This is a genomic window from Nocardia sp. NBC_01388 (assembly GCF_045040085.1).
In the GTDB taxonomy this organism is placed as follows: domain Bacteria; phylum Actinomycetota; class Actinomycetes; order Mycobacteriales; family Mycobacteriaceae; genus Nocardia.
Genome location: NZ_CP109553.1, coordinates 6088709 through 6112899, shown reverse-complemented (window position 1 = coordinate 6112899; position 24191 = coordinate 6088709). Strand labels below are relative to the sequence as shown.

At 67.8% G+C, this 24191-nt stretch carries 24 protein-coding genes, 1 tRNA gene and 1 riboswitch; of the genes, 15 read left to right on the top strand and 10 right to left on the bottom strand.

What is annotated here, in order from left to right:
• Window positions 1-38 precede the first annotated feature (38 nt).
• A tRNA-Thr gene (locus OG716_RS29540) sits at window positions 39-114 on the top strand.
• Window positions 115-167: 53 nt separating this feature from the next.
• On the opposite strand, the gene OG716_RS29535 is transcribed toward OG716_RS29540, so the two are convergent.
• Window positions 168-800: a TetR family transcriptional regulator gene (locus OG716_RS29535; protein ID WP_405133814.1), complete on the bottom strand. Its 633-nt coding sequence runs from the start codon at window positions 798-800 to the stop codon at window positions 168-170.
• A gap of 130 nt (window positions 801-930) precedes the next feature.
• On the opposite strand from OG716_RS29535, the gene OG716_RS29530 reads away from it, so the two are divergent.
• Complete coding sequence (locus OG716_RS29530) at window positions 931-1371, top strand: hypothetical protein (RefSeq protein WP_405133813.1); 441 nt, start codon at window positions 931-933, stop codon at window positions 1369-1371.
• A gap of 215 nt (window positions 1372-1586) precedes the next feature.
• Complete coding sequence (locus OG716_RS29525) at window positions 1587-2990, top strand: pyridoxal-phosphate dependent enzyme (RefSeq protein WP_405133812.1); 1404 nt, start codon at window positions 1587-1589, stop codon at window positions 2988-2990.
• 44 nt (window positions 2991-3034) lie between these two features.
• Here OG716_RS29525 and OG716_RS29520 read toward each other — a convergent pair whose 3' ends face one another.
• Together OG716_RS29520 and OG716_RS29515 are read right to left on the bottom strand one after the other, a co-directional pair.
• Window positions 3035-4099, bottom strand: coding sequence for a diacylglycerol kinase (locus tag OG716_RS29520; RefSeq protein ID WP_355130131.1), 1065 nt, complete (start codon window positions 4097-4099; stop codon window positions 3035-3037).
• Window positions 4100-4112: 13 nt separating this feature from the next.
• Complete coding sequence (locus tag OG716_RS29515) at window positions 4113-4901, bottom strand: SDR family oxidoreductase (RefSeq protein WP_327143314.1); 789 nt, start codon at window positions 4899-4901, stop codon at window positions 4113-4115.
• Window positions 4902-5017: 116 nt separating this feature from the next.
• Here OG716_RS29515 and OG716_RS29510 point away from each other — a divergent pair, with 116 nt between their 5' ends.
• Window positions 5018-5644, top strand: coding sequence for a TetR family transcriptional regulator (locus OG716_RS29510; protein WP_405133811.1), 627 nt, complete (start codon window positions 5018-5020; stop codon window positions 5642-5644).
• A 70-nt stretch (window positions 5645-5714) separates the two neighbouring features.
• Here OG716_RS29510 and OG716_RS29505 read toward each other — a convergent pair whose 3' ends face one another.
• Window positions 5715-6671, bottom strand: a complete 957-nt coding sequence (locus OG716_RS29505) for a hypothetical protein (protein ID WP_405133810.1) — start codon at window positions 6669-6671, stop codon at window positions 5715-5717.
• 191 nt (window positions 6672-6862) lie between these two features.
• Here OG716_RS29505 and OG716_RS29500 point away from each other — a divergent pair, with 191 nt between their 5' ends.
• Entirely contained in the window at window positions 6863-7303 is a 441-nt protein-coding gene (locus OG716_RS29500; protein ID WP_405139988.1) for a DUF2752 domain-containing protein, read from the top strand.
• A 90-nt stretch (window positions 7304-7393) separates the two neighbouring features.
• The gene (locus OG716_RS29495) at window positions 7394-7579 is read left to right on the top strand and encodes a hypothetical protein (RefSeq protein ID WP_405133809.1); all 186 of its coding nucleotides are present in this window, start codon (window positions 7394-7396) and stop codon (window positions 7577-7579) included.
• A gap of 120 nt (window positions 7580-7699) precedes the next feature.
• On the opposite strand, the gene OG716_RS29490 is transcribed toward OG716_RS29495, so the two are convergent.
• Window positions 7700-9013, bottom strand: a complete 1314-nt coding sequence (locus OG716_RS29490) for an aminotransferase class V-fold PLP-dependent enzyme (RefSeq protein WP_405133808.1) — start codon at window positions 9011-9013, stop codon at window positions 7700-7702.
• 52 nt (window positions 9014-9065) lie between these two features.
• Window positions 9066-9179: riboswitch (SAM riboswitch) on the bottom strand.
• A 181-nt stretch (window positions 9180-9360) separates the two neighbouring features.
• Here OG716_RS29490 and OG716_RS29485 point away from each other — a divergent pair.
• Complete coding sequence (locus OG716_RS29485) at window positions 9361-10017, top strand: heme oxygenase (biliverdin-producing) (protein WP_405133807.1); 657 nt, start codon at window positions 9361-9363, stop codon at window positions 10015-10017.
• 128 nt (window positions 10018-10145) lie between these two features.
• Window positions 10146-10781 carry a LysE family translocator gene (locus OG716_RS29480; protein ID WP_355130145.1) on the top strand — a complete coding sequence of 212 codons (636 nt, stop codon included), beginning with the start codon at window positions 10146-10148 and terminating at the stop codon, window positions 10779-10781.
• 33 nt (window positions 10782-10814) lie between these two features.
• Here OG716_RS29480 and OG716_RS29475 read toward each other — a convergent pair whose 3' ends face one another.
• The 3 genes from OG716_RS29475 to OG716_RS29465 form a co-directional block, all read right to left on the bottom strand.
• On the bottom strand, window positions 10815-11279 hold the full coding sequence (locus tag OG716_RS29475) for a flavin reductase family protein (RefSeq protein WP_355130272.1): 465 nt from the start codon (window positions 11277-11279) through the stop codon (window positions 10815-10817).
• Window positions 11280-11505: 226 nt separating this feature from the next.
• Window positions 11506-11979, bottom strand: coding sequence for a YbaK/EbsC family protein (locus OG716_RS29470; protein ID WP_355130147.1), 474 nt, complete (start codon window positions 11977-11979; stop codon window positions 11506-11508).
• A gap of 39 nt (window positions 11980-12018) precedes the next feature.
• A complete protein-coding gene (locus OG716_RS29465; RefSeq protein ID WP_405133806.1) occupies window positions 12019-12339 on the bottom strand; it encodes a 2-oxo-4-hydroxy-4-carboxy-5-ureidoimidazoline decarboxylase in 321 nt (106 codons plus the stop codon).
• Window positions 12340-12483: 144 nt separating this feature from the next.
• Here OG716_RS29465 and OG716_RS29460 point away from each other — a divergent pair, with 144 nt between their 5' ends.
• Both OG716_RS29460 and OG716_RS29455 read left to right on the top strand, forming a co-directional pair.
• Window positions 12484-13305, top strand: a complete 822-nt coding sequence (locus OG716_RS29460; protein ID WP_405133805.1) for a crotonase/enoyl-CoA hydratase family protein — start codon at window positions 12484-12486, stop codon at window positions 13303-13305.
• Between the two features lie 219 nt (window positions 13306-13524).
• Window positions 13525-15195, top strand: a complete 1671-nt coding sequence (locus OG716_RS29455; protein WP_405133804.1) for an MDR family MFS transporter — start codon at window positions 13525-13527, stop codon at window positions 15193-15195.
• A gap of 81 nt (window positions 15196-15276) precedes the next feature.
• On the opposite strand, the gene ppa is transcribed toward OG716_RS29455, so the two are convergent.
• Window positions 15277-15768 carry an inorganic diphosphatase gene (gene ppa / locus OG716_RS29450; protein ID WP_405133803.1) on the bottom strand — a complete coding sequence of 164 codons (492 nt, stop codon included), beginning with the start codon at window positions 15766-15768 and terminating at the stop codon, window positions 15277-15279.
• Window positions 15769-15943: 175 nt separating this feature from the next.
• Between ppa and dacB the strand changes: the two genes are divergently transcribed.
• From dacB to OG716_RS29425, 5 genes are all read left to right on the top strand, one after another.
• Window positions 15944-17377: a D-alanyl-D-alanine carboxypeptidase/D-alanyl-D-alanine-endopeptidase gene (gene dacB / locus OG716_RS29445; protein WP_405139986.1), complete on the top strand. Its 1434-nt coding sequence runs from the start codon at window positions 15944-15946 to the stop codon at window positions 17375-17377.
• A gap of 13 nt (window positions 17378-17390) precedes the next feature.
• A complete protein-coding gene (locus tag OG716_RS29440; protein WP_405133802.1) occupies window positions 17391-18521 on the top strand; it encodes a zinc-dependent metalloprotease in 1131 nt (376 codons plus the stop codon).
• Window positions 18522-18747: 226 nt separating this feature from the next.
• On the top strand, window positions 18748-19710 hold the full coding sequence (gene tilS / locus OG716_RS29435) for a tRNA lysidine(34) synthetase TilS (protein ID WP_405139984.1): 963 nt from the start codon (window positions 18748-18750) through the stop codon (window positions 19708-19710).
• 16 nt (window positions 19711-19726) lie between these two features.
• Window positions 19727-20281, top strand: a complete 555-nt coding sequence (gene hpt, locus OG716_RS29430; protein ID WP_327143328.1) for a hypoxanthine phosphoribosyltransferase — start codon at window positions 19727-19729, stop codon at window positions 20279-20281.
• 405 nt (window positions 20282-20686) lie between these two features.
• A complete protein-coding gene (locus tag OG716_RS29425) occupies window positions 20687-21577 on the top strand; it encodes a LysR family transcriptional regulator (RefSeq protein ID WP_405133801.1) in 891 nt (296 codons plus the stop codon).
• Window positions 21578-21809: 232 nt separating this feature from the next.
• Here the strand turns inward: OG716_RS29425 and OG716_RS29420 are convergent, their stop codons facing one another.
• Window positions 21810-23468 (bottom strand): amidase, encoded by a 1659-nt coding sequence (locus OG716_RS29420; RefSeq protein ID WP_405133800.1) that lies wholly within the window; start codon window positions 23466-23468, stop codon window positions 21810-21812.
• Window positions 23469-24191 lie beyond the last annotated feature (723 nt).

Sequence of the window (24191 nt, the reverse complement as noted above, 5' to 3'; positions counted from 1 at the left end):
CGGCACCGAGACGATAGACTCGCACCGCCGGAAGGCACGCCGCCTTAGCTCAGTCGGTAGAGCGCTTCACTCGTAATGAAAAGGTCGCGAGTTCGATTCTCGCAGGCGGCTCCAGGAGAGGCCCTCGATGCAGCAGCATCGGGGGCCTTTTTGTGTGGTGGTCAGGGTCAGTGGGCGGGGTTTGCGGTGAGGTCGAGGCTGGCGGGGATGGCGGTGAAGGCGCTGCGGAGGCGGTCGGTGAGGGTGGGGCGGCCGCCGGCGCCGTCGGTGCGGACCCATTGGCGGCCGGCGACGCTCCAGGCGGCGGTGGTCAGTTCGGCCAGGACGTGTAGGCGGAGGTCATCGGGGTCGAGGCCGAGTTTGCTTGCGAGAGAGGCGATCATGTCGATGCGGACGCCGGAGCGGTAGTACTCCACATTGGCCTGCAGGGCCGGCGCGGTGAGGATCAGCCGGCGGGTGGCGAGGTAGCGGTGGTCCCAGTCGGGGTCGAGGGATTCGGCGGTGGTGATCAGGGCGTCGCGGAGGCCGTTGATGACCGGTCCGGAATAGTCTCGATCTCCCAGTGTCACAAGGTAATTCGACCAGAGTTCGGTCTCGGCCTCGACGGCCACCGCTTCCTTGGAGGGGAATGCGCGGAAGAAGGTGCTGCGCGATACCTCGGCCTCGTCGACCAGTTCTTCGATGGTGGTCGCGTCGAAACCCTTCTCGGTGAACAGGCGTAGCGCCGCGTCGGCGAGCGCGCGGCGGGTGCGGAGCCGCTTGCGTTCGCGCAGAGGGACGGAGCGATCGACGGTTGCCATATCAGGATCGTAGCCGAACCGGTTCTCAGGAACGAAAAACACTGAGTATTTATTGGGACTTGCGCACGAATGAAACTGGGTGTCATAATATGAATCACCACGAACGCCCCGCCTGATGAAGGAGCTAGACATGACCACGACCGCCCCCACCCTGAACCCCGCGATCATCGGCCAGGTCGAGAAGCACCACACCGCCATCCTGACCCGCGCGCTGGCGGGCACCTCGCTCGACGAGAAGCAGTGGATCACCCTGAATCAGGCGCTGGCCGCCGGTGCGCCGGTCGAGCGGGCGGAGCACATCGCCCGTGTCGCCGGGATGACCCAGTGGACGCCCGCATCGGTCGAGGCCGCACTGGTTGCGCTGGTGAGCTCAGGTCAGGTGGCCGAGCTGCCGGGCATTCGAATCGAGGTCACCGATTCCGGCCGGGCATTGGTCGCCCAGATCCGCAGCGAAACCGGCGCCATTGTCGAGCGGGCATACGGCACAGTCTCGGCCGAGGAGCGCGCCATTGCGGCTCGGGTGCTTGTCACCATCACCGCGGGGCTGGCCGACGAATTGGCCCATGTGTGAGAGTTTCCGGCTTGTGTTCGCGGTGACTCGAAATCTGTTCGCGGCAGTTGGGTTTCGCGAGTCTGACGGAGCCGCGCACCGGCGGATGGCCCGGAGCCGGTGGCGTCCGGGCATCGAATAACGGTGTGGGAGGTCGAGCAGGACGATCATCCCGAATACCTTCGACTACGCCGGGAGCTGTGGATCGCGCTCGGCGAGACAGGCAGGGCTGCCACATGACCACCGTCTCCTCGCACGCCGCGGGCGTGTATGACTCGCTCGCCGATGCCGTCGGCAATACGCCGCTGGTCCGGCTCAACCGTGTCACCGACGACATCACCGCGACCGTCTATGCGAAGCTCGAGTACTTGAATCCCGGTGGGAGCGTGAAAGATCGCGCCGCTCGCGCCATGCTGCTGGCCGCGGAGGAATCCGGTGAACTGGGTGCGGGCGGGACCGTGGTGGAGGCCAGTTCGGGCAATACCGGGTTGGGCCTGGCCGCGCTGGCTGCCGCGCGCGGATATCGGACCATCGTGGTGGTGCCGGATCGGGTGAGCCGGGAGAAGGTCGCGCTGCTGCGCGCGCACGGCGCCGAGGTGCATCTGACGCCGGGGCTGCGGCCCGTCGATCATCCGGAGCATTTGCGCAGTGTCGCCCTGCGGCTGACGGCGGAGATTCCGGGTGCGTGGTTCGCCGGGCAGTACGACAATCCCGCCAATCCCGCTGCCCACCGCGCCACCACGGGTCCGGAGATCTGGGCGCAAACCGGCGGGCGGATAACGCATTTCGTGGCGGGTATCGGTACCGGCGGCACCATCACCGGCACCGGCGAGTACCTGAAGGAGGCGTCCGGCGATGCGGTGCGGGTGATCGGGGCTGATCCGGAGAGCTCGGTGTACGGCGGCGGCGACGGTCGTATCTGGTACGTCGAGGCGGTCGGGCACTTCGTGCATCCGGAGACGGAGACCGATCTGTGGCCGGATTCGTACCATCCGGAGGTGGTGGATCGGATCGAGCGGATTCCCGACATCGAGGCGATTCGGGTGCTGCACCGGCTGGCCAAGGAGGAGGGGCTGCTGCTGGGCGGTTCGTCCGGGACGGCGATTGCGGCGGCGCTGCGCCTGGCGCGGGAGCTGGGGCCGGAGGATGTGGTCGTGGTCGTCGCGCCGGACTCCGGGCGCGCCTACCTGTCCAAGTACTACAGCGATGAGTGGCTGGGGGCCTTGGGATTTCCGCTGACGGCGGCTGTCGAAGGGCGGACGGTCGGTGATCTGGCCGCGCTCGCCGATCCGGCCGATCCGGTGGTGGTTCCCTCCGGGGCGACCGTCGCCGAGGCGTGGCGGCTGCTCGGTTCGGGCTCTGCCCTGCCGGTGGTCTTGCAGCGCAAGGGATCCGGATCGGCGGTGATCGCCGAGGTGCTCGGTTCCGTTACCGCTGCGAACCTCGCTGATGCCCGCGGTGACGATCCGGTGAGTGCGCATCTCGCCGCACCGTTGCCCACGATCGGTACCACCGAATCGCTGGACGGCGCCGTCGCACGGCTCACCGCGCACAGCGGGCCGGTGCTGGTGGTGCGGGAGGGCCGTGTCCTTGCGCTCGTCGACGCGGCGCAGATCAAGGCCCAATACGAAGAGAGTTGAGGCACCGTCACCGCGTCCGATCGGACGCGGTGACGGCATGCTCGTTACGAGACCAGGCCGCGGCCGGTGGTCAGGGGGAGATCGGTGGCGGTGAGCAGGCCGGGGCGGGCCTGAACCACAGCGGGGACGGCGCTGACCAGGCGAGCCGCCGTGCCGACGACGCCTGCCTCGGCGTGGTCGCCATTGCTGTAGAGCTGCAGGTCGAGCAGGTAGTCGGGTTCGCCCTTGATTTCGACTCGGTAGCAACCCTTTCCGGCGGGCTGCGGCCATTCGGGGGCGAGATCGGGGTGCAGGCGGGTGACGTGTTCGAGGGTGAGGATTTCGCGGTCCCCGCGAACGCCGTGCACCTGGAAGCGCAGGGCGGCCGCGGTACCCACGGCGATGGTGCGCTTGCCGACGATGAGCTCTTCGGTGGCGGGAAGCCGTTCGAAATGCTGTGTGACGGAGTCGAGTTCGATATCGAGGGCATCCGCGAGCTGGCGGATGACACTGCCCCAGGCGAGGGTGAGAATGCCCGGTTGCAACAGCATGGGCAGCTCGTCCAGCGCGCTGCCGAAGCCCATGATGTCGAACACGACCTTGGGGTTGTCGTAGGTGGAGTAGTCCATGATCTCCGAGCAGATGACCTTGTCGATGCGCTCGGAGCCGCTCGAAAGCAGCAGCGGCAGCCAGTCATTGGCCCAGCCGGGGTCGATACCGTTCACCCACAGCGAGGCATTGCCCTCGATGGCGGCTTCGATGATCGGGTTGATCGCCTCATCCGGCAGTGTGCCGTAAGGGAATTGGAGGAAGACCGGACTGCTGGAGACCACATTGATGCCGGCGCGGAGGAAGGTCTTCAGGTCCTCCACCGCTTCCATCAGGCGGTCGTCGGCCATGGCGGTGTGGATGATGCAGTCCGGCTTCAGATCGAGGAGAGCCTGGGCGTCATTGGTTGCGAGAACACCGGTTTCGAGGTCGAGGCCCGCGAGTTCGCCGGCATCCCTACCGGCCTTGGCGTCGCTGGACACCCAGACACCGACGAGTTCGAGCTCCGGCCGGGCGATGATGGAACGCAGGGCGCGGTGGCCGACATTGCCTGTGCTCCACTGGACTACGCGATATTTCACAGCTGGCTCCGGTTCACAGGTCGGGGAGGCCGAGTTCGAGATTGGGCGCTTCGATGCCGCCGTCGACCTCGAGGATCTTGCCGGTGATGTAGCCGCCGGCCGGTGAGCAGAGGAAGACGATCGCGGCGGCGATTTCCCACGGTTCGCCGAGGCGGCGCAGCGGGGTGGCGCCCTCCATGCGGGCCTTGATCTCCGGTTGCTGCGCAACAACTTCCAGTGCGGAGGTGAGAACCGAGCCGACCGCGATGGCATTGACCCGGATGCGCGGGGACAGATCGGTGGCGGCCATACGGGTCCAGTGCGCGAGCGCCGCCTTGGCGGTGCCGTAGGCGAGGAAGCCGCGCCCGGGGGCCCGGCCCATCATCGAGGAGATGCTGACGACGGAGCCGCCGCCGGTCTTCAGCATGTGCGGGACCGCGGCCTGGGTGAGCGCGTGTGCGGTGGACACATTGAAGCGGAAGGCGTCCTCGAGGAAGTCGGGGGACGTGGTGGTGAAGGTATTGGGCATGGTGCCGCCGACATTGTTGACGACGATATCGATGCGGCCGAGTTCGGCCGCTGCGGTTTCGGCGAAGGCGGTGACGGTGGACAGGTCCGACAGGTCGCAGGGGACCGTGACGGCGCGGCGGCCCAGGGCGCGGATCTTGCCGGCGACCTCGTCGAGTTGTTCGGGGGTGCGGGCGGCGAGCGCGACATCGGCGCCCGCTTCGGCCAGGGCCAGGGCGGTTGCGGCGCCGATGCCGCGGCCGGCGCCGGTGACGACGGCGACGCGGCCGTCCAGTCGGAAGGTATCCAGGATCATCACTCAGAGCTTTAAGAAATGATGCTTAACTGTCAAGGACGAGTTCTTTACGGGCTGGTGGGCGGCTACTCTGCACCTGTGACGACGCGTGTTTTTGGACCGAGGGAGGGATTCGCGTGGCGGTGACCGAGGCGCGGGAGCGGATCATCCTGGCGGCCGAGCGCCTGATCGCCGAGCGCGGGCAGGCGGTGCCGCTGCGCGATATCGCGGCCGCCGCCGGGCAGCGGAACAATTCGGCCATCCAGTATCACTTCGGGTCACGCGACGGGCTGATCGAAGCCGTGGTCGAGCTGCGGATGGCGACCCTCGAGGTGCGGCGGCTGGAATTGCTCGCCGAGCAGGTGGGTTCGGGCGCGGGGGTGCACGCGCTGCTGGAGGCGCTGGTGGTGCCCATGTTCGAGCTCAGTGAACGGCACGGCAGCAATCACTACGCGCGGTTCCTGGAACAGATCCACACCCATCCGGCCGTCACCGATGCCTCCAACCTGGACAGCGAACAGCGCACCTCGGTCCGGGTGATCATGCAGCGCCTCGGCGACGAGATGACCGAATTTCCGCCCCGCCTGCGCGTGCACCGGTTACGCGCGCTGCCCACCATGCTTTTCGCGCTCCTGGCCGATCATGAGCGTGCCGTGGAGGCGGGTCGCGTCGCCGCCGGTGCGGTCAGTGCCTGGGCGGAGACCATCGACATGCTGGCGGGCGCGCTCACCGCTCCAGCCAGCGAGCGTGCGCCGATCCGGTGAAATCGGCTCCGGCATAACAGCATCGGCCCGGCTCTGTCCGAGCCGGGCCGATCGCTGAAAATCTCTGGGCCTACTGCTGATAGCCGGACGGCGGATGATTCTGCTGCTGCGGCTGCTGAAAACCCAGCTGCGGCTGGCCGTATTCGTACGGCTCCTGATAACCGCCGGGCTGACCCGGGTACCCCTGCTGCCCGGGCGGCGTCGGCAACTGGGTGTGCGCCGCCGGGGCTGCGTAGTTCGCCTGTGGCGCATAGCCGACCGGCTGTCCGGAAAAGCCCTGCTGCGCTGGGGCATTGGAGTACCCCTGCAGCACGGGCGCATTGCCGTATCCCTGCTGGGCAGGCGCGTTCGTGTACGCCTCCGGCGCGGGCGCCCTGCCGTAACTCTGTTGCGGCGGCTGTCCTGAGAACCCCTGCTGGACAGGCTGGGCCGCGTAGCCCGGCTGCGTGGTCGGACCGGGCTGACTCGGGAAGTCCGCCGGAGCGGGCTGGCTTCCGAAGCCCTGCTGGGCATTCCAAGCGGAATAGCCCTGGTACTCGGCCTGCGCGGGCTGTGCGGACAAGCCTGGCTGACCCGAGAAGTTGGGTTGTGCCGACTGGGCGGCGTAGACGGGCCGGCCGGAGAAGTCGGCTGGTGCGGGCGGAGCTGAGAAGTTGTGCGGGGTAAGCGGGGCGGCGTAGGGCTGCGGAGCGGATAAGCCGGACAGGCTCGATTGCGCGGGCTGGGCCGAGAAGCTTTGTGCGGCGGGCTGGGGCGAGAAGTCTTGTGGGGCAGGCTGGGCGGGGTAGCCCCGGGGTGGGAGGCTCGGGTCGAACTGGGTCGGCTCCGGGGTGGCGGGTGGGGTGTCCTTCTTTTTGAAGACGAAGTAGACGCCTACCGAGATGAGGAGTAGGACCAGGACGCCTAGGAGGCCGAACATGTGGCCGATGACGCGGCCGCCGACCTTGGCGAGAATGATGATGGCGAGTGCGCCGGCGGCGGCGGAGGCGCGGGCGATTGTGCTGCTGCCTGGTTGATTCTGGCTCATGAGATGGAATTCCCCCGATCGAAAACTGTTGCGGGGGCAGCATACCCACGGTTCTGGACGAGTGTCCGTGTCCGTTCGGCCAGCTCACCATCCAAATGGGTCATATCGGACAAAGCTGTCCGGGGGGTGCGAAGTCGGCTGCGATCTGGCAGATTGCGGTGGCCGCGACTACCGTTGTTCGCGTGCACACCATGCCCCCGACCGAGGTCGAACCCGCCCCCCGCCCCAGATGGCTGGGTATGGGTTTGCCGCTGCTGTCCGGGGGTGCGGTCGCGGGAGGGCTGGCGCTGCTGCATTTCCGGGATCCGCATGTGCAGGGGGCGTACGGGTTCTGCCCGTTCAAGGAGTTGACGGGGTACTGGTGCCCCGGGTGCGGCGGGTTGCGCGGGCTGCACAATCTCACCGAGGGGCATGTGGTCGATGCCCTGCACAGCAATGTGCTGATTCTGCCGCTGCTGCTGGGTTTCCTCGGCTGGCTGGTTACCGCGCTGGTGTTCGGCTGGCAGGGGAAGCCGATACCGCGGATCCCGAAGGTACTGCCGAAGCCGGCGCTCTGGGCGGCGCTGGCGCTGCTTCTCCTATATACGGTGCTGCGCAATACGCCGTGGGGAACATGGCTGGCCCCGGTGTAATTCGCCCGGTCGATCCGCGGGGGCCGGTCTCCGGGCGGGGTCCGGCGTGCCTGTTCGCGTAATTCCCGCCGATCAGGGCATGCTCTGGATATGAGTGATTCTCTGAAAGACCGTGTGCGAGCGAAGCTGATCCGCCAGCTCGCGGAGGACGGGCCGGACCAGGAACGCGATGACGGACGCCAGCTTTCGGTCCAGGACGACCTGGATCTGCTGAACGCCGTCTCCGATGACGACCCGTTCGTCGAGGAACTCGCCGAGCGCTACCTGGTGCCGTAAACCAACTTTCGGGACTGCCTCAACTCGCGGGACAGGGCTACGCCCCCGACCCCTGAGATTTCGAGGGCGCCCGGCCCCGATAGGCGGGCGCCCTCCAGCGTCGGTCGATTCGAGCGCTGATCAGATGGCGCAGGGGGCTCCGCCCTCGGCGCTGCTGCCGAAGGGGCGGGTTTCGGGGGTGGGATTCCAGTGGCCTTCGGTTTTGGCGTAGGTCCAGGTGGGGCCGTTTTCGACGAGGGTGGAGAGGGCGTCGATCAGGCGGTCCACGGCCGCGGCGGTGCTGCCGAGGCCGATGCTGGCGCGCAGGGCCGCGTCGACGCCGAGGCGGGCGAGCAGGGGGTGGGCGCAGAAGCGGCCGTCGCGGACGCCGATGCCGTGTTCGGCGGAGAGGTACGCGGCCACCTGGCCGGGTTCGAAACCGTCGACGGTGAAGGCGACAATGCCGACGGCATCGGTGCTGTCCCGCCAGATGCGCAGGAAGTTCACGCCCGGAACGGTTTTCAGGCCGTAGCGCAGGCGGTGCGTGAGGTACTGCTCGTGTTCGCGGACGGTGGTCTCGTCGAGTTCGGCGAGGGCGTCGCAGGCGGCGGCCAGCGCGGCCACACCCAGCACATTGGGGGAGCCGGCTTCGTGCCGCTGCGGTGCGGGGGCCCATTCGACGCCGTCGGCGGTCACCGAGCGGACCGCGCCGCCGCCCGCGAGGTACGGCTCGGCGGCATCGAGCCAGTCCCGCCGCCCGACCAGCACGCCCGCGCCGAACGGCGCGTACGCCTTGTGCCCGGAGAAGGCCAGGTAGTCGATGCCACTGGTCTGCAGATCGATGCGCCGGTGCGGTGCCAGCTGGGCGGCGTCCACCAGGATCCGAGTGCCGCACTGGTGCGCGATCCAGGCCAGCCGCTCCAGCGGCAGCAGTTCGCCGGTGACGTTCGATGCTCCGGTAATGGCAAGCAGCGCAGCGGGTTTGGTGCACAGTTCGGCGACCACGCGCTGAATGGTCTCCTCGATGGTGTCCGCGACCGGCACCACCCGGCGACCGCCTCGGGTCCACGGCAGGAAGTTGGCGTGGTGTTCCACGTCGAGCACCACGGTGTCGCCGGGCACGCAGGCGGCGAGCAGATTCAGCGAATCGGTGGTGTTGCGGGTGAAGACCACAACCTGGTCGTCGGCGGCATTGAGGAATCGGGCGACCGAGCCGCGGGCGCCTTCGTAGCAGTCGGTGGAGACGCGGGAGGCGTAACCGGCGCCGCGGTGCACGCTGGCGTAGAACGGCAGCAGCTGCTGCACCCGGTCGGCGACCTGCGTCAATGCCGGTGCGCTGGCGGCATAGTCGAAGTTGGCGTACGTGGTGGTCCCACCCTGCACGAGGGGTACCCGCAGATCGCAACCGGAGACGGAGGCGAGAGCGGCACAGGACTGGTCGGCAAATGCAGTCATCACGAAATCCCATTCGGGCAAGGGACGCGCGATCAGAAAAAGAGTGATCGAGAGTCCGCGCTTGCCGCGCCCGGTCGGGCGGCGGCCCGGTCGTCACCTGGAGCACCCCACCGCGGAGGAGGGTTGCCGACCAGCTAGCCAGGGCTTGACGCTGGTACTCATGACCTGATTCGGAAGGCTCGCAGATGTGCCGGGGTCCTGTCAACCTCTTCGGAAAAATCATCCGAAAGTTGGAGTGGGTGGGCCGCAAAGTTCGAATCGCGCGATCGTTGCTGACGCGTATCGTCAAGGGGGAAGTTAGGGTAGCCAAAGGTGGGCGCCCCCGGTTCGAAACGAGGAGCTCGACCATGCTGGATACCGCGCCGTTCTCGACGCTCATTCGTTCCGCGACCGAGCAGCAGCACGCCGAGGCCGAACACTCCACTTTCATGAGCGATCTGCTGCAGGGGAAGCTCGGCGTCGAGGCCTTCTACCGCTACACCTCGCAACTCTGGTTCGTTTACGACGCCCTCGAAAAGCATTCCGCCGCACTGGCTTCCGACCCGATCGCCGGGCCGTTCGTCAAGCCGGAGCTGAATCGCCTGGCGGCCCTCGAAATCGACCTCGCCCACCTCGGCGGCGCGAAGTGGCGCGATGAACTGGTGGCCCTGCCGTCCACCGCCGCCTACGCAGCCCGCATCGACGAGTGCGCGCGCACCTGGCCGGCCGGTTATGTGGTGCACCACTACACCCGCTACCTGGGCGATCTCTCGGGCGGACAGGTCATTCGCGGCACTGCGGAGAAGCTGTGGGACCTGCCCAAGAAGGGTGACGGCGTCCGCTTCTACGTCTTCGGCGACATCTCCAACCCGGCCGCGTTCAAGCGCGAATACCGGGAAAACCTGGACGCGCTGCCGATCGCCGGTCCGGAGGTCGAGCCGGTGCTCGACGAAGCTCGTCTCGCGTTCTCGATGAACACCGATGTGTTCCGCGAACTGGGCGCGGAATTCAGCGCGCGGAACTGAATCTCTGCTGCTCGGGGGAGCCGCCGGCCATTCCCTCCGGATAGGGTCGGCGGCTTTCTATTTGTCTCTCCCGCAGGGGCTCCGGCCCGCCCTTGCGCCGGAGTGCCGGGGTGCGTTGCGATAGAGGTGTGAGTTTCCCTCTGCTGCTGAGCTTTATCGGGCTGTGCGTACTGCTGGCCCTCACTCCCGGCCCGGATACCTTTCTGGTGCTGCGCTTCACGATGGCCGGGCGCCGCCCCGGTATCGCCGCGGCGGTCGGATCGTCGTTCGGCGGGCTGGTCTGGGCGGTGGTGGTCGCGGCGGGTGTCGCGGCGCTGCTGGAACAGTCGGCGACGGCCTATCGCAGCTTGAAGGTGATCGGCGGAATCTACCTGCTGTACTTGGGCGTTCGCGCCCTGCTCGAACACCGGCGCGGCCAGGCGGCGGGCGCCCCGGAACTCACCGCGGACGGGGTTCAGTCGCAGCGGGTATCCGTTCGCTCGGCATTCGCTGCGGGATTGCTGTCCTGCATTTTCAACCCGAAGGTCGGGCTGTTCTATCTCGCGGTGCTCCCGCAGTTCCTGTCCCAGGTGACCTTCGCGAACACGCTCGGCCTCGGCGCCATCGAATGCACCATTGCCGCAATCGAAATGGTGCTGCTGGCGGTCGCCGCCTCGCGCGCGGTGGCGCTGCTGCGCAAGCCCAAGGTGCGAGATCGGCTGGAACAGGTGAGCGCGGCCATCCTGGCGGCGCTGGGCCTCGGCACGGTGGCCTCGGCGGCCTGAGCGCATGCGACCTGGGCGCAATAGCGCGCTGGCTCAGTCGGCGATCTCGGCGCGGTGGTAGACGCCGTTGTAATAGACCAGCGGCCCGACGGCGGGTGCGTCCTCGGTGTTGTCGTGCACGCGCGTGACCAATCCGACCACAAGCGTGTGATCGCCGATGGGAATGAGCTGATGCACGGTGGCCCGCACCCAGATCGGAGTGCCGTGCAGGACCGGTTCGCTGCTCGGCAGGGTGGTCCACAGCGACCGATCGGTGAAGCGCTCCTCGGCGCTGCGGCTGAATCGCTGGGCCAGATGCTTCTGATGTTCGCCGAGGAAGTGCACAACCACCGAATCGGCGTTCGACAGGGCGGTGAGGCTGGAGGAGGTCGCGGCGATATTGAAGGAGATGAGCGGCGGCTCCGCCGAGAGGGAGGCGAAGGAGGTGGCGGTGAAACCGACCGGACCGGCCTCGGAATGCAGGGTGACGATGGTGACGCCGGCGGGATAGTGCCGCATGGCGGCCCGGTACTGCTGGGCGGTGATGCCGCTCAGGTCGTCGGGCGCTTGGAAGTCGGCGCCGTGCGTGAATAGCTCGGTGCCGGGCGGCGGAGAATCGGTCACATTCCGAACCTACGTCGTCCGGGGGCTGGATATTCCGGGGAGTGTGAAATATCGCGCGGGGGTGCGAAGTGTTGCGCGGATTTGGGATCCCCCGAAACGACGCTAGGGGGTGGGGTGCGGATCAGTCCACGTCTATGGCGAGACCTGCGGTGATTCGTACTAATTCTCCAAAAGTCGTGCGGAACATCGTATTCGGATGCCCACCCGCCGCCCACAGCTCCGAATGCCGGGCCAGTGCGGTGTCGATGAAGGTGGGCAGATTGATCGGGTGCCCGACCGGGGCGACGCCGCCGACCGGCTGCCCGGTCACCTGCCGCACCATGGCGGCGGGTGCGCGGGTGAGGGTGCCTTCCAGGCGCTGACCGGTGTGATCGAGGTCGACCTGGTGTGCGCCGGAGACCAGCAGCAGCACCGGATCGTCGTCGAGCAGGAAGACCAGGGATTTGGTGATGGCCCCGATATCCACGCCGAGGGCGTGGGCGGCATCCGCGGCGGTGTGGGTGGGTTGCGGCTGAGTGAGAATCACCCCGTGATGGCCGCGGGCGATGAGCGTGTCGGAGACTTTGGAAGCGACCGGCGGCAGGGACCTGCGCATGGCACCAGAGTAGAGCGATTGCGGTGGATGTGCGGGGTATCAGTATTCGGGGTAGCCCTCTTCGGGGCCGAGCATCCGCGTGAGCCGGGCGCGGGTGATGCGCACGAGCTCGGTGACGGTGCGCTCCGAAATGGTTTCGTGCGCACACGAATCGAAGGCGCTGTCGAGTTCGACGGGGGAGAGGGCGTGCAGTTCCCCGTCGGCGGCGGTGAGCAGCGCGTCGTATCCGGGGTAGGGCCGGCCGTCGGCGATCTTGGCCGCCCAGGTGATGCTGCAGCAGCATTCGTACAGGGCGTGCACCGCGCGGTGCCGGGGAAGCGTATTGAATCGGTCGAGACCGATTCCATGATGCATCAACATCGTGTCTCCACACTGGGGAGTGCAGCTGGCGGACTGTTCAATCGTCCCGTTCGGCACCACCGGTAAACCAGTGCGACGCAGCAGATTTAGCACAGGATTAACACCGCCCGCCCGGACCGCCCGTACCCCCGATACGCTGGACCGATGACCGATTGGAAGGCTTTCGAGGTCGAAAGCAAGGACCACATCGCGACCGTGACGCTGACCGGTCCCGGCAAGGGCAATGCCATGGGCCCGGACTTCTGGCGCGAGCTGCCGCTCATCTTCGGTGAACTCGACGCCGATCCGGAGGTGCGGGCCATTGTGCTCACGGGCGCGGGCAAGCACTTCTCCTATGGGCTGGACCTACCCGCCATGGCTCCGACGTTCGGCGCGCTGCTCGCCGATCGGGCCCTTGCCGGGCCCCGGACCGGGTTCCTGCGGGAGGTGCGCGTCATGCAGGCCGCGGTGACCGCGGTCGCCGATTCGCACAAGCCGGTCATCGCGGCGGTCGCGGGCTGGTGCATCGGCGGCGGACTGGATCTGATCGCGGCCGCGGATATTCGGTTGGCCAGTGCGGACGCGAAATTCAGCCTGCGCGAGGCGAAGGTGGCGATCGTCGCCGATATCGGGTCGCTGCACCGGCTGCCGGGGATCATCGGCGAGGGGCATCTGCGCGAGCTCGCGTATACCGGCAAGGACATCGACGCCGCGCGCGCCGAGAAGATCGGCCTGATCAACGACGTCTACGCCGATCGGGAGGCCACGCTGGACGCGGCCTACGCGCTGGCGCGGGAAATCGCCGCGAACCCGCCGCTGGTGGTGCAGGGCATCAAGGATGTGCTGGATCAGCCCAAGGTGGGCAAGGTCGCCGACGGCCTGCGCTACGTCTCGGCCTGGAATGCCGCATTCCTGCCCTCGGAGGATCTGACCGAGGCCATTCAGTCGGTCTTCGAGAAGCGCGAGCCACGCTTCCAGGGGAAATGACGACTCTCGTAACCTTTCAGGGGCTGTGCCCCTGAAACCCCGTCCGAGGTCCGGTGCTGCGCTCCGGGTCCGGCAAACACGTTGCTAACGCGGGTCGCCGAGACCGCTTGCGCCGCAAGCGGTCTCGAGTGGTCTCCGAGCCCTGACGCCGGGCCGGAAAAAGGACTGCCAACCTCCGGTTCGACGCCTATCGTGGTGCGAGGGACCGGGAGGTTGACCATGGCGACATCCGAGGTGACGGAATCGACGGGTGAAGGTGGGTTCACCCACCGGCAGATTCTGGTGATACTCAGCGGGCTGCTGCTCGGCATATTGCTGGCCGCGCTCGACCAGACCATTGTTTCCACGGCGATCCGCACCATCGCCGATGATCTGAACGGCTATTCGCTGCAGGCCTGGGCGACCACCGCGTACCTGATCACGGCCACGCTGGCCACGCCGCTCTACGGCAAACTCTCGGATATGTACGGGCGCAAGCCCTTCTATCTCGCCGCCATCACCATCTTCCTGATCGGCTCGCTGCTGAGCGCGTTCTCGCAGTCGATGTACGAACTGGCCGCGTTCCGGGCGCTGCAGGGGCTGGGCGCGGGCGGGCTGATGTCGCTGGCGCTCACCATCGTCGGCGATATCGTCAGTCCGCGCGAAAGGGCCAAGTACCAGGGCTATTTCCTGGCGGTGTTCGGCACCTCCAGTGTGGTCGGGCCGGTGCTCGGCGGGCTGTTCGCCGGGCAGGACAGCATTCTCGGCATTGCGGGCTGGCGCTGGGTATTCCTGGTGAATGTGCCGATCGGGCTGTTCACCCTGGTGGTGGTGACCCGCGCCCTGCACCTGCCGGTGCGGGAGCGATCGCCGGACCGGGTGGACTACTGGGGTGCGGCGGTACTGGCCATCGCGCTCACACCGCTGCTCATCGTGGCCCAGCAGGGGCGCGAATGGGGTTGGGGCAGTGTGCGATCGGTGCTCTGCTATGCGGTCGGCGTGGTCGGCGTGATCGTCTTCGTCTGGGTGGAGCGAATGCTCGGGGACGCCGCGTTGATTCCGCTGCGCATCTTCCGGAACCGCACCTTCGCGCTCGGCGTGGTCATCTCGTTCGTGGTGGGCGCGGGCATGTTCGGCGGAATTCTGCTGCTGCCACAGTATTTACAGGCGGTGCGCGGAGCCGGCCCGATGATCGGCGGCCTGCAGATGATGCCCATGGTGCTGGGCATGATGGTCGGCTCGGTGGTCTCCGGGCAGCTGATCTCGCGGACCGGCCGCTATCGCGCGTACACGCTGATCGGCGCGGGCATGATCACCCTCGGCCTGTTCCTGCTGCACTATCTGCGTGCCGATACCGCGTACTGGATCGTGGTGCTGTTCATGCTGTGCGTGGGATTCGGGCTGGGCAATCTCATGCAGCCGCTCATCATCGCACTGCAGAATGCCTTGCCGCCCAAGGATATGGGCGTCTCGACGGCCGCGGCCACCTTCTTCCGGCAGATCGGCGGCACGCTGGGCGCGGCGGTATTCCTGTCGGTGCTGTTCACCCGGCTGGCACCGAATATCCGCACCGAACTCGTTGCGGCAGGACATGATCAGAAGTTCCAGCAGGCGCTGCTCAACGGCAGAAACGACGGCAATCCGGCGGATATGGCGCTCGCGCAGGGCCTGCTCAATCACGACACCTCGGCCGCGCAGCACGTGCTGGCCGACAGTTCGGTGATTCAGCGCTTGAATCCGGTGCTGGCCAAGCCTTTCCAGGTCGGCTTCGCGGAATCGCTGTCCACGGTCTTTCTGACCACCTCGGCGGTGGCGCTGGTGGCGCTGGTGCTGGTCGCGTTCTGGAAAGAGGTGCCGCTGCGCACCACCGTGGGCGACGCCCCGGCCGAACCGGCCGCCGGCATCGGCTGATCACCCGAAAACAGCAGTGGTGCCCGAAAACAGCAGTGGGTGGCGCGTTTCCGCGCCACCCACTTCGTACAACAGGCGAAATCAGTGCTCGCCCTGGTCCTTCAGCCGCTGGACCGCCTCGACGTACAGGCTTTCGGCCTTTTCACGGCCTTCCCAGCCTTCGACCTTGACCCACTTGCCGGGCTCCAGGTCCTTGTAACGCTCGAAGAAGTGCGCGATCTCCTTGCGCTGGAACTCCGGGATGTCCTCGACGTCCTGGATGTGGTCCCAGCGCTTGTCGCCGGCGGGCACCGCCACGACCTTCTCGTCGCCGCCGGCCTCGTCGCTCATGATCAGCACGCCGACCGGGCGGGACTCTACGAGAACACCGGGGAACACGGGCTCGGGGAGCAGCACCATGCAGTCCAGCGGATCACCGTCGGAGCCGAGGGTGTTCTCGATGTAGCCGTAGTCGGCCGGGTACATCATCGGGGTGTAGAGGTAGCGGTCCAAACGAATCCGACCGGTCTTGTGGTCTACCTCGTACTTATTGCGCTGACCCCGGGGGATCTCGATGAGGACGTCGAACTCCACGTCATCTCCTTCTTCGGTGCGGGTATGGCTGCCGACTCGCCAGCTCGTTCGGGGGAACGACTGCGCAACGAGGATAGTGTGGTGCCCGGGTACGTGGGTCCGGCAGGGACGCTCGGGCCTATCCCCATCACAGGTATCAGGGAGACAGCGGCAGGTGGCTCGGAACAAGCAGAACATCGGTGGGCTGGAAGCCAAGCGGCGTCGCAGAACCTGGATCGTAGTGGCATCCGCCCTGGTCGTTGTGGTGGGTGTGGCTGCCGGGGTGATCGTGACGCTGAAACCGTGGACGGAGGAATTCCGGCACGGAGGTTTGACGATCGCCGCGCAGCCCTCGCCGGTCAAGCCCTTGCCGCAGGTCGCTCCGGCGCCCGCGACAGCACCGGCTCCGGGCGCGAAAGGCCTGGCTGCGGCCCTCGCGCCGGTGGTCGGCAATCCGGATCTGGGCGTCTTCGCCGGATCGGTCTCCGATGCCGGCAGCGGGAACGTGCTGTGGACCGCCGATCCCGGCAAGCCGATGATTCCGGCCTCCACCGCCAAGGTGCTCACCGCCGCCGCGGCGCTGCTGGCGCTACCGCCCGACCACCGGGTGACCACGCAGGTCGTCGCCGGTACGACGCCCGGTGAGATCGTGCTCGTCGGCGGCGGCGACCCCACGCTGACCGCGCAGCCGGACGGCAAGGGCTACTACACCAACGGTGCGCGACTGTCGGATCTGGTGACGCAGCTGAAGAATTCCGGTCATCGGGCCGACAGCATCGCGGTCGACACCTCGGCCTTCACCGGATCCGCGATGGCACAGGGCTGGGATCCGGCGGATATCGCGGGCGGTTCCATCGCACCCATCGATTCGGTCATGATCGACGGCGGCCGGCAGAGCGCGCTGAAGGATTACTCCCCGCGCAGTGCCACACCGGGTTTGGACGCCGGTCGGCAGCTCGCCACCGAACTCGGTATCGATCCCGGCAAGGTGCATCTGGGCACGGCGCCTGCGGGTGCGGCGAAGCTCGCCTCCGTGCAGTCCGCGCCGCTGCGGGATCGGTTGCGGGACATGATGGTTGACTCCGACGATGTGCTCGCCGAGGCGATCGGCCGCGAAATCGCCCTCGCCACCGGCTCGGAGGCCTCGTTCACCGGAGCGGTGAACGCCATGGCCACGACCCTGCGCGCCGCCGGATTCGATACCACCGGCCTCACCCTGCACGATGCCAGCGGGCTCTCGGTGGACGACACCATTCCGCCGCGGCTGCTGGACCGCATCGTCACCGTGGCCGCGCTGCCGAACAATGGTGGCGGACAGTCGAATTCCTCCGGCGTCAGTGCCGCGGGCACGGCCGGCGACCCACTCGCGACCCTGCTGGACTACCTGCCCGTCGCCGGCGCCACCGGCACGCTGTCGGACCGCTACACGGGCCAGGATCGGGTGGGCGCGGGCTGGGTTCGAGCCAAGACCGGAACTCTGGACGTGGCAAGCGCGTTGGTGGGGTATGTGCTGGACCACGATGGGCGCGTACTCACCTTCGCGTTGATGTCGAACCAGCGGCTGCCCGAACAGAGCCGCCCGGCATTGGACGCCATCGCGACCACACTGCGCAATTGTGGCTGCTCCTGACGGGTGGATGACTATGACCGGACCCGAATTCCCTGCCGCCCGGCCGGGCGCTGATGATCGTGGAGAGGCGTTGGTGAGCACCGGAATTCGCGAACTGCCCCGCCCCGCCAAATCCGGGCTGGCCGGTTCCGTCGATTGGAGTCTGGCCGCCCGCACCGGCACCCTGCTGGTGCCGTCGGGGCCGAAAACCTCCAGGTACTCCGCCGAACAGGCGGTCGTCGAGCTGGCCGCGGCCTCCCGGCGGGCCGAGGGCCCGGTGCGCGAGGTGAGCCGATTGCTCGACAGCTCCGCGATACCCGAGGCCCGCATCGTGGACCGGCCGGGCTGGATCGCCGCCGCCGCCGAATCCATGGCGCAGCTCACCGGCACCGGCGTCGAATCCGGTGCGAAGGGCAGATTCGCCGGTAAGCCGGCCGGACTGCAGGCCGGGGCCATGCTGGCCTTCCTGTCCACCGCCATACTCGGGCAGTACGACCCGTTCAGCGGGCCCGACGGCACCTTGCTGCTGGTCGCGCCCAACATCATGGCCGTGGAACGCGCACTCGGTGTGCCGCCCAGCGACTTCCGGCTCTGGGTGTGCCTGCACGAGGTCACGCACCGGGTGCAGTTCTCCTCCGCGCCCTGGCTGGCCGACTACATGCAGCGCAATGTCGAACTGCTCGGCGAGGCCGGGGACGAGCCGATGGCCGATGTGCTCGGCCGCCTGGCCGAGGCCGTCCGGGATCGCCGCCGCGGGATCGAGGATCCGGCCGGCGGCATGGTCGGACTGCTGCGCGCCACCCAGGCCGAACCACAGCGCGAGGCCCTGGATCGGTTGCTCATGCTCGGCACCCTGCTCGAGGGTCACGCCGACCACATCATGGATGCCGTCGGCCCGGCCGTGGTCCCGTCGGTCACCCGCATTCGCTCGGCCTTCGACCAGCGCCGCAAACGGCCCGGTAATCCGCTGCAGCGACTACTGCGCGCGCTGCTGGGCATGGATGCCAAAGTGGCGCAATACGTTCGGGGCAAGGCCTTCGTCGACGAGGTGGTGGACACCGTCGGCATGGAACGCTTCAACACCATCTGGACCGACGCCGAAACCCTCCCGCGCACCGACGAGATCGGCGAACCACACCGCTGGGTCACCCGCGTCCTGGGCTGAGCCACCCTCGTCATCTCGGCACGCTTTTGGCCGGGATATACAGGTCCGCGGCTGCCGCTGTGCATAGATTCCGGCCGAAAGCATGCCGGAATGACGGGAGACTCCGGCCGTGCCGGTGCCGAGTCGGCTGATCATGCTTGTGCCGGGCCGATGAGTGGTCTGGGCGTGCGACGATCGGGGCGTGAACTCTCGTCCTCGGCTGCCTGAGACGCGTGCGGCGCTGGAAATGCGTCATGCCGTGCGGGAATGGCTGAGCCGGTACGCCCCGGTGGGAGTGGTGGCGATCGGACTGTCGGGCGGGGGCGACTCGCTGGCGTTGACCGCTGCCGCCGTGGCGGAGGCCGAGGCCGTGGATGCCCTTGTCGTGGATCACCGGTTGCAGGACGGATCGGGCGCTGTGGCGGCGGAGGCTGCCGCGGCAGCGCTGCGTCTGGGCTGCCGCACGGCACGGGTGCTTGCCGTCGAGGTCGGGAGTGCCGGTGGCATCGAGGCGGCGGCCCGGCGGGCGCGCTATGCGGCGCTGGACGAGGCTCGGGACGGGCTACCCGTACTGCTCGGGCACACCCTCGACGATCAGGCCGAAACCGTGCTGCTCGGATTGGCGCGCGGGTCCGGCGGCCGCTCGATCCAGGGCATGACGGAGTTCGCCGAACCGTGGGGCCGGCCGCTGCTGGGCGTGCGGCGCGAGGTGACCCGGCAGCTGTGCGCGGATCTCGGGCTGACGCCCTGGGAGGACCCGCACAACAGTGCGCCGGAGTTCACCCGGGTCCGGTTGCGCGCCGAGGTGCTGCCGCTGCTGGAGGAGGTGCTCGGCGGGGGAGTGGCGGCCGCGCTGGCGCGCACCGCGGCCCAGCTGCGGGAGGACGGCGCGGCCCTGGATTCGGTCGCCGAGAATTTGCTGAAAGCGGCCCGTGATGGCAGTGGGCTCGAGCTCGAGACGCTCACCACTGCCGAGCCCGCGCTGCGGCGGCGCGTCATTCGCGCCTGGCTGCTGGGCGGCGGCGCAAAATCATTGACCGACAGCAATTTACGAGCGGTGGAGGCGCTGGTCACCGACTGGCATGGGCAGGGCGGGGTCGCGGTGTCCGGTTCGGCCACCGGGACCAGGTTGGTTGCCGCGCGTGAACATGGCAGGCTCATACTGGGCTCGGACCACGGCGAATCTGATCGGGGTCGACATCATCACTGAAGGGAAACCAGCGGACGTGTACGGGGATGACATCGCGTCAGTGCTGATCAGCGAAGACCAGATCGCGGAAAAGATCGACGAGCTGGCCGCCTTGGTCGCCAAGCGTTATCCCGCCGATTCGCCCGAGGGGGATCTGCTGCTGGTGGGTGTGCTCAAGGGCGCCATCTTCTTCATGACGGATCTGGCCAAGAAGCTGACCGTGCCCACCCAGATGGAATTCATGGCGGTCTCGTCCTACGGGTCCTCCACCTCGTCCTCGGGCGTGGTGCGGATCATGAAGGATCTGGACAAGGACATCGCCGGGCGCAATGTGCTGATCGTCGAGGACATCATCGACTCCGGTCTGACGCTGTCCTGGCTGCTGCGCAATCTCTCCAGCCGCAATCCGGCCTCGCTCGAGGTCGTGACGCTGCTGCGCAAGCCCGACGCGCTGCGCACCCAGGTGGACGTGATGGCGGTCGGTTTCGATATCCCGAACGAGTTCGTGGTCGGGTACGGCCTCGACTACGCCGAGCGGTACCGCGATCTGCCCTACATCGGCACCCTGGACCCGAAGGTCTACGGGGGCTAGAAACTCTCCACGGCGCCGCTTCCGGCGCCTGGAATCGATCTTCGCGGCTGAGCCGCCTGCCTTTCCGGCGGGCGGCTTTTGCCTTGATGTGAGGAAACTCACTGCCGCTCGAGGGTTACCGCGCGGACGTTAGCCAGGGCCTGTTGCTGGATGTCGGCGGTGGAGTCGCGCCGGTCGGCGGGGGTGTGTAGCGTGGTTTGTGTTACTGCTGGTCACATGTCCGCATGGATTCCGGAGCCGCCCACAAGGCGCAATGGCCAGGAGTTCGCGGTGCCGGTTACCGGAAAGTTTCGGGCTGGACCTATGCTGTCTGTAACAAACCTGACGGCTGTTTTCCGCTTCTCATTCAAACTTTTGGGTCGGATACCGCTGGCAATTCAAGACCGATTCTGATAGCAAGGGGCTATGGACCCGCATTTGCGCGACCTGCGGTATTTCGTCGCCGTCGCTGAGGAACTGCATTTCACCAACGCCGCCCAGCGGTTGCACATCGCACAGCCGACACTGTCCCGGCAGATTCGGCAGCTGGAGCGTCAGCTCGACGTGGTCCTGTTCGACCGCAATCAGCGCAGTGTGGCACTGACTGTCGCAGGCAAAGAACTGCTCGAGGGCGCCCGGCGCATCCTCGAGCTCTGGGAGGTCACCAACGTCGCCCTGCAGGAGGCCGGTGAGGTGCTGCGCGTAGGCATCCAGTCCTCCATCGGGCGTGGGTTGATCACGGATCTGGAGAGCGCCAGCGGGCATCGGCTCGCCCTGCACTCCGCGTCCTGGACCGACCCGTCCAGTGGCCTGGCGGGCCGCCAGGCGGATCTGGCGCTCATGTGGCTGCCCGTACCCGACACCGGCCGCTACCGCTGGCAGGTGCTGCGTACCGAGCCACGGTGGGTGCTGCTGCCGGAGAACCACGCACTGGCCAACAACGAGACCATAGAATTCGCGGATCTCGCCGACGAAGCCTTCGTCGCGATGCCCGCCGAAGCCGGTGCGGCCCGCGACTTCTGGCTCGGCGCCGACGCCCGCGGCGGTCGCCAGGCCAAGATCGGCGCGGAAGCGGCCACCGCCGAGGAGCGCCTCGAGGCGGTCTCCCTCGGACTCGGTGTCTGCCTGCTCGCCGAGAACAATGTGCCGATGTACCGCTGGCCCGGCCTGACCGCACGACCCGTCACCGGACTGGCACCGTGCGAACTAGCCGTCGCCTGGCGTGCCGACGATGATCGACCGACCATCCTCGAGTTCGCGGCCCGCGTGCTCGACGGCGGTTTCGCCGATCGGGAGCCGGTCGTCGCCGCACAGTAGCGACCGAGCCCGAGCGGGCGACGGCAGTGAGTCGGAGGCAATGCCGTCACCGTGAGGGCGACAGCGAAAGAGGCAGTCCCGCCTGAACCGGCGGGGCTGCCTCTTTCGTCTGCAAGTCCTGTCATCCCGTCGCGTTTCGGCCGGGATATATGGCGAACCAGTGGGATCCGGTGGATCCCGGCTGAAGGCATGCCGGGATGACGAAGGAGCTGTGCGCCAGGGCCGTGATCAGTCAGGGTGCGGTGCGCCGCCACGGTTGTGCGGCTTCCAGTTGGGCCGCCAGCTCGAGCAGTGTGCCCTCGCTTCCGGGCGGGCCCGCCAGCTGCGCCGCCAGCGGTGTCCCGGTGCGCGGGTGCACACCCATCGGCACCGAAATGGCGGGCCAGCCGACCAGGTTCCACAGCGGTGTGAACGGTGAGAACCGTACGCTGGCAACAACATTGGCCAGCCACGGCCGGGAATGCCAGCGGCGGGCCCGGGGCGGCGGCCCGGCGAGTGCCGGGGTGATGACCACGTCGTAGCGCTCGAAGTAATCGAGCAGCCGCGCCTCCACCCGATCCACCTGGGCCGGGCGCAGGAAGCCGGATTTCAGCACCAGCCTGCCCAGCGCCACATGGGTGCGGGTGCGACGCTGCAGCAGTTCCGGATGCGGGACGACGGCGGCCTCGCGCGCGGCATTGGCCAGCCAGCGCAGCGCGAGCGCGAAAGTCGCACCCTGATAGGGGAGTTCGGCCACACCGATGGTGTGCCCGGCGAGCGACGCGGCGGAGGCGGCGCGATCGGCCGCCGCGATCCAGGCGCGATCCACCCGGGACAGCGCTATGGGCGGCGCGGTGGCCAGGCCGATGCGCAGCGTCTTGGGCGAACCCAGTTCGGCGAGTGCGGGACGGTCGGCGAGCACCGACAGCATCAGCGCCGCATCCGCGACAGTTGTTGCCAGCACGCCGTTTTCGGTCATGCCGCCCCAGGAATCCACGCCGACGTCGGCGGGCACCAGGCCGCGGCCGGGCTTCATGCCGACCACACCGCAGCAGGCGGCGGGAATGCGCACCGAACCCAGGCCGTCATTGCCGTGCGCGACGGCGAGCATGCCGGAGCCGACCGCGGCGCCGGAACCGCCCGAGGAACCGCCCGCGCTGAAACGGGGATTCCAGGGGCTGCGGGTAATGCGGGTCGGGGTGTCGGTGACGCCCCAGAGGCCGAATTCGGGAACCGTGGTGAGGCCGACGATGACCGCGCCGGCCGACCGTAGTCGGCGCACGATCACATGATCGGCGGCCGCGGGCGCGTCCGTGCCCGCCCGCGAACCGCCCCGGGTCACCTCACCCCGCACATCGATATTGTTCTTCACCGCGACCGGCACCCCGGCCAGCGGCAGCACATCCAGATCCGGGCGCTCGGCCAGCGCCCGCGCCTCGGCGCGGGCGGCATCCTCGCGAACCAGGCTGAAGGCGTTCAGTTTCCGATCCAGCGCGTGAATACGGCCCAGGGCCTGTTCGACCATCTGTTCGGCGGTCACCGAACCGTTCTGCACGGCGGCGGCGATACCGATCGCGGTGGTGGCGTCCAGCGGTGGAAGGGCGTCCAGGGCGATATCGGCGTCCGACTCCGCGGGGTCCGGCGCGACCGAATCCGGGAGGGCCGGTGCGACCGAGTCATCGGGGGCTGTGTAGACCGAATCCGCCGGGAGTGCTGCAGCGCGGGCCGGGGAATCGAGGATTTCGGGGGCCGGGGCGAGGGGGTCGGCGGGGAGGGGGGAGGTCGAGCCGGTGTCGCTGTCTGCGGTCGGTTGCGCTTCGAGATCGATGTTCTTATCGGTCTTATCGTTCGCATTCACTGCTGCCTCGCTCACCGCGGTGAGCCCCGCTAGCGCGGTGCCCTCGTCGTACATGCTGGTGTTCCCCCGTCGCCTCGAGTTCGAAATCGGGTGATCCGCTGTTCAGCCGCAAGTTATCATTCCGGCAATTGCTCGGGGATGATGATGTCGGGTGTGGCGGATTATTATCCGTACTCGAGCCAGAGGGATGCGGACATGGCTTCAGGTTCCGAGCAGCGCTCCGGCCGTCACTCGGCCGGAACGGAATTCAGTGTGATCGCCGCCTTCACCGCGGCCTGGGGCGCCGGAGCCGCGCCGCCGGAGATCGCCGACTTCCTGCCCGATGCCAGCGCCCTGCGCCGCGCCGCGCTGCTGGACCTGATCCAGGTGGATATGCGGCATCGCTGGCTGCGCCGACCGGGCGCTACGCCCGATCGGCCGCGGAAGCGGCTCACCGAATATTGTGCGGAGTTCCCCGAACTCGCACCGGCGGATCTGCCCGCCGGGCTGGTGTACGAGGAATTCGTCATCCGCCGGCACAGCGGCGCCCGCGTGGACCCGCGCGACTGCCTGCGCGAATATCCGGACCAGGCATCCGAGCTGCGGGAACTGCTCAATGCCGATGCCGATGACGAGGACCAGAGCACCCGGCGGGCGGCGTTGGAGGACTCCACCCGGGCGGGGCTCGGTGAATCCCCGACCGGGGAGGCGACGGCGGCGGGCGGGGACGAGCCCACCCGTGCGGGCGCACCGTCCGAGGAATTCACGCGGGCCGCGCAGGTGCTCGACGAGCTCACC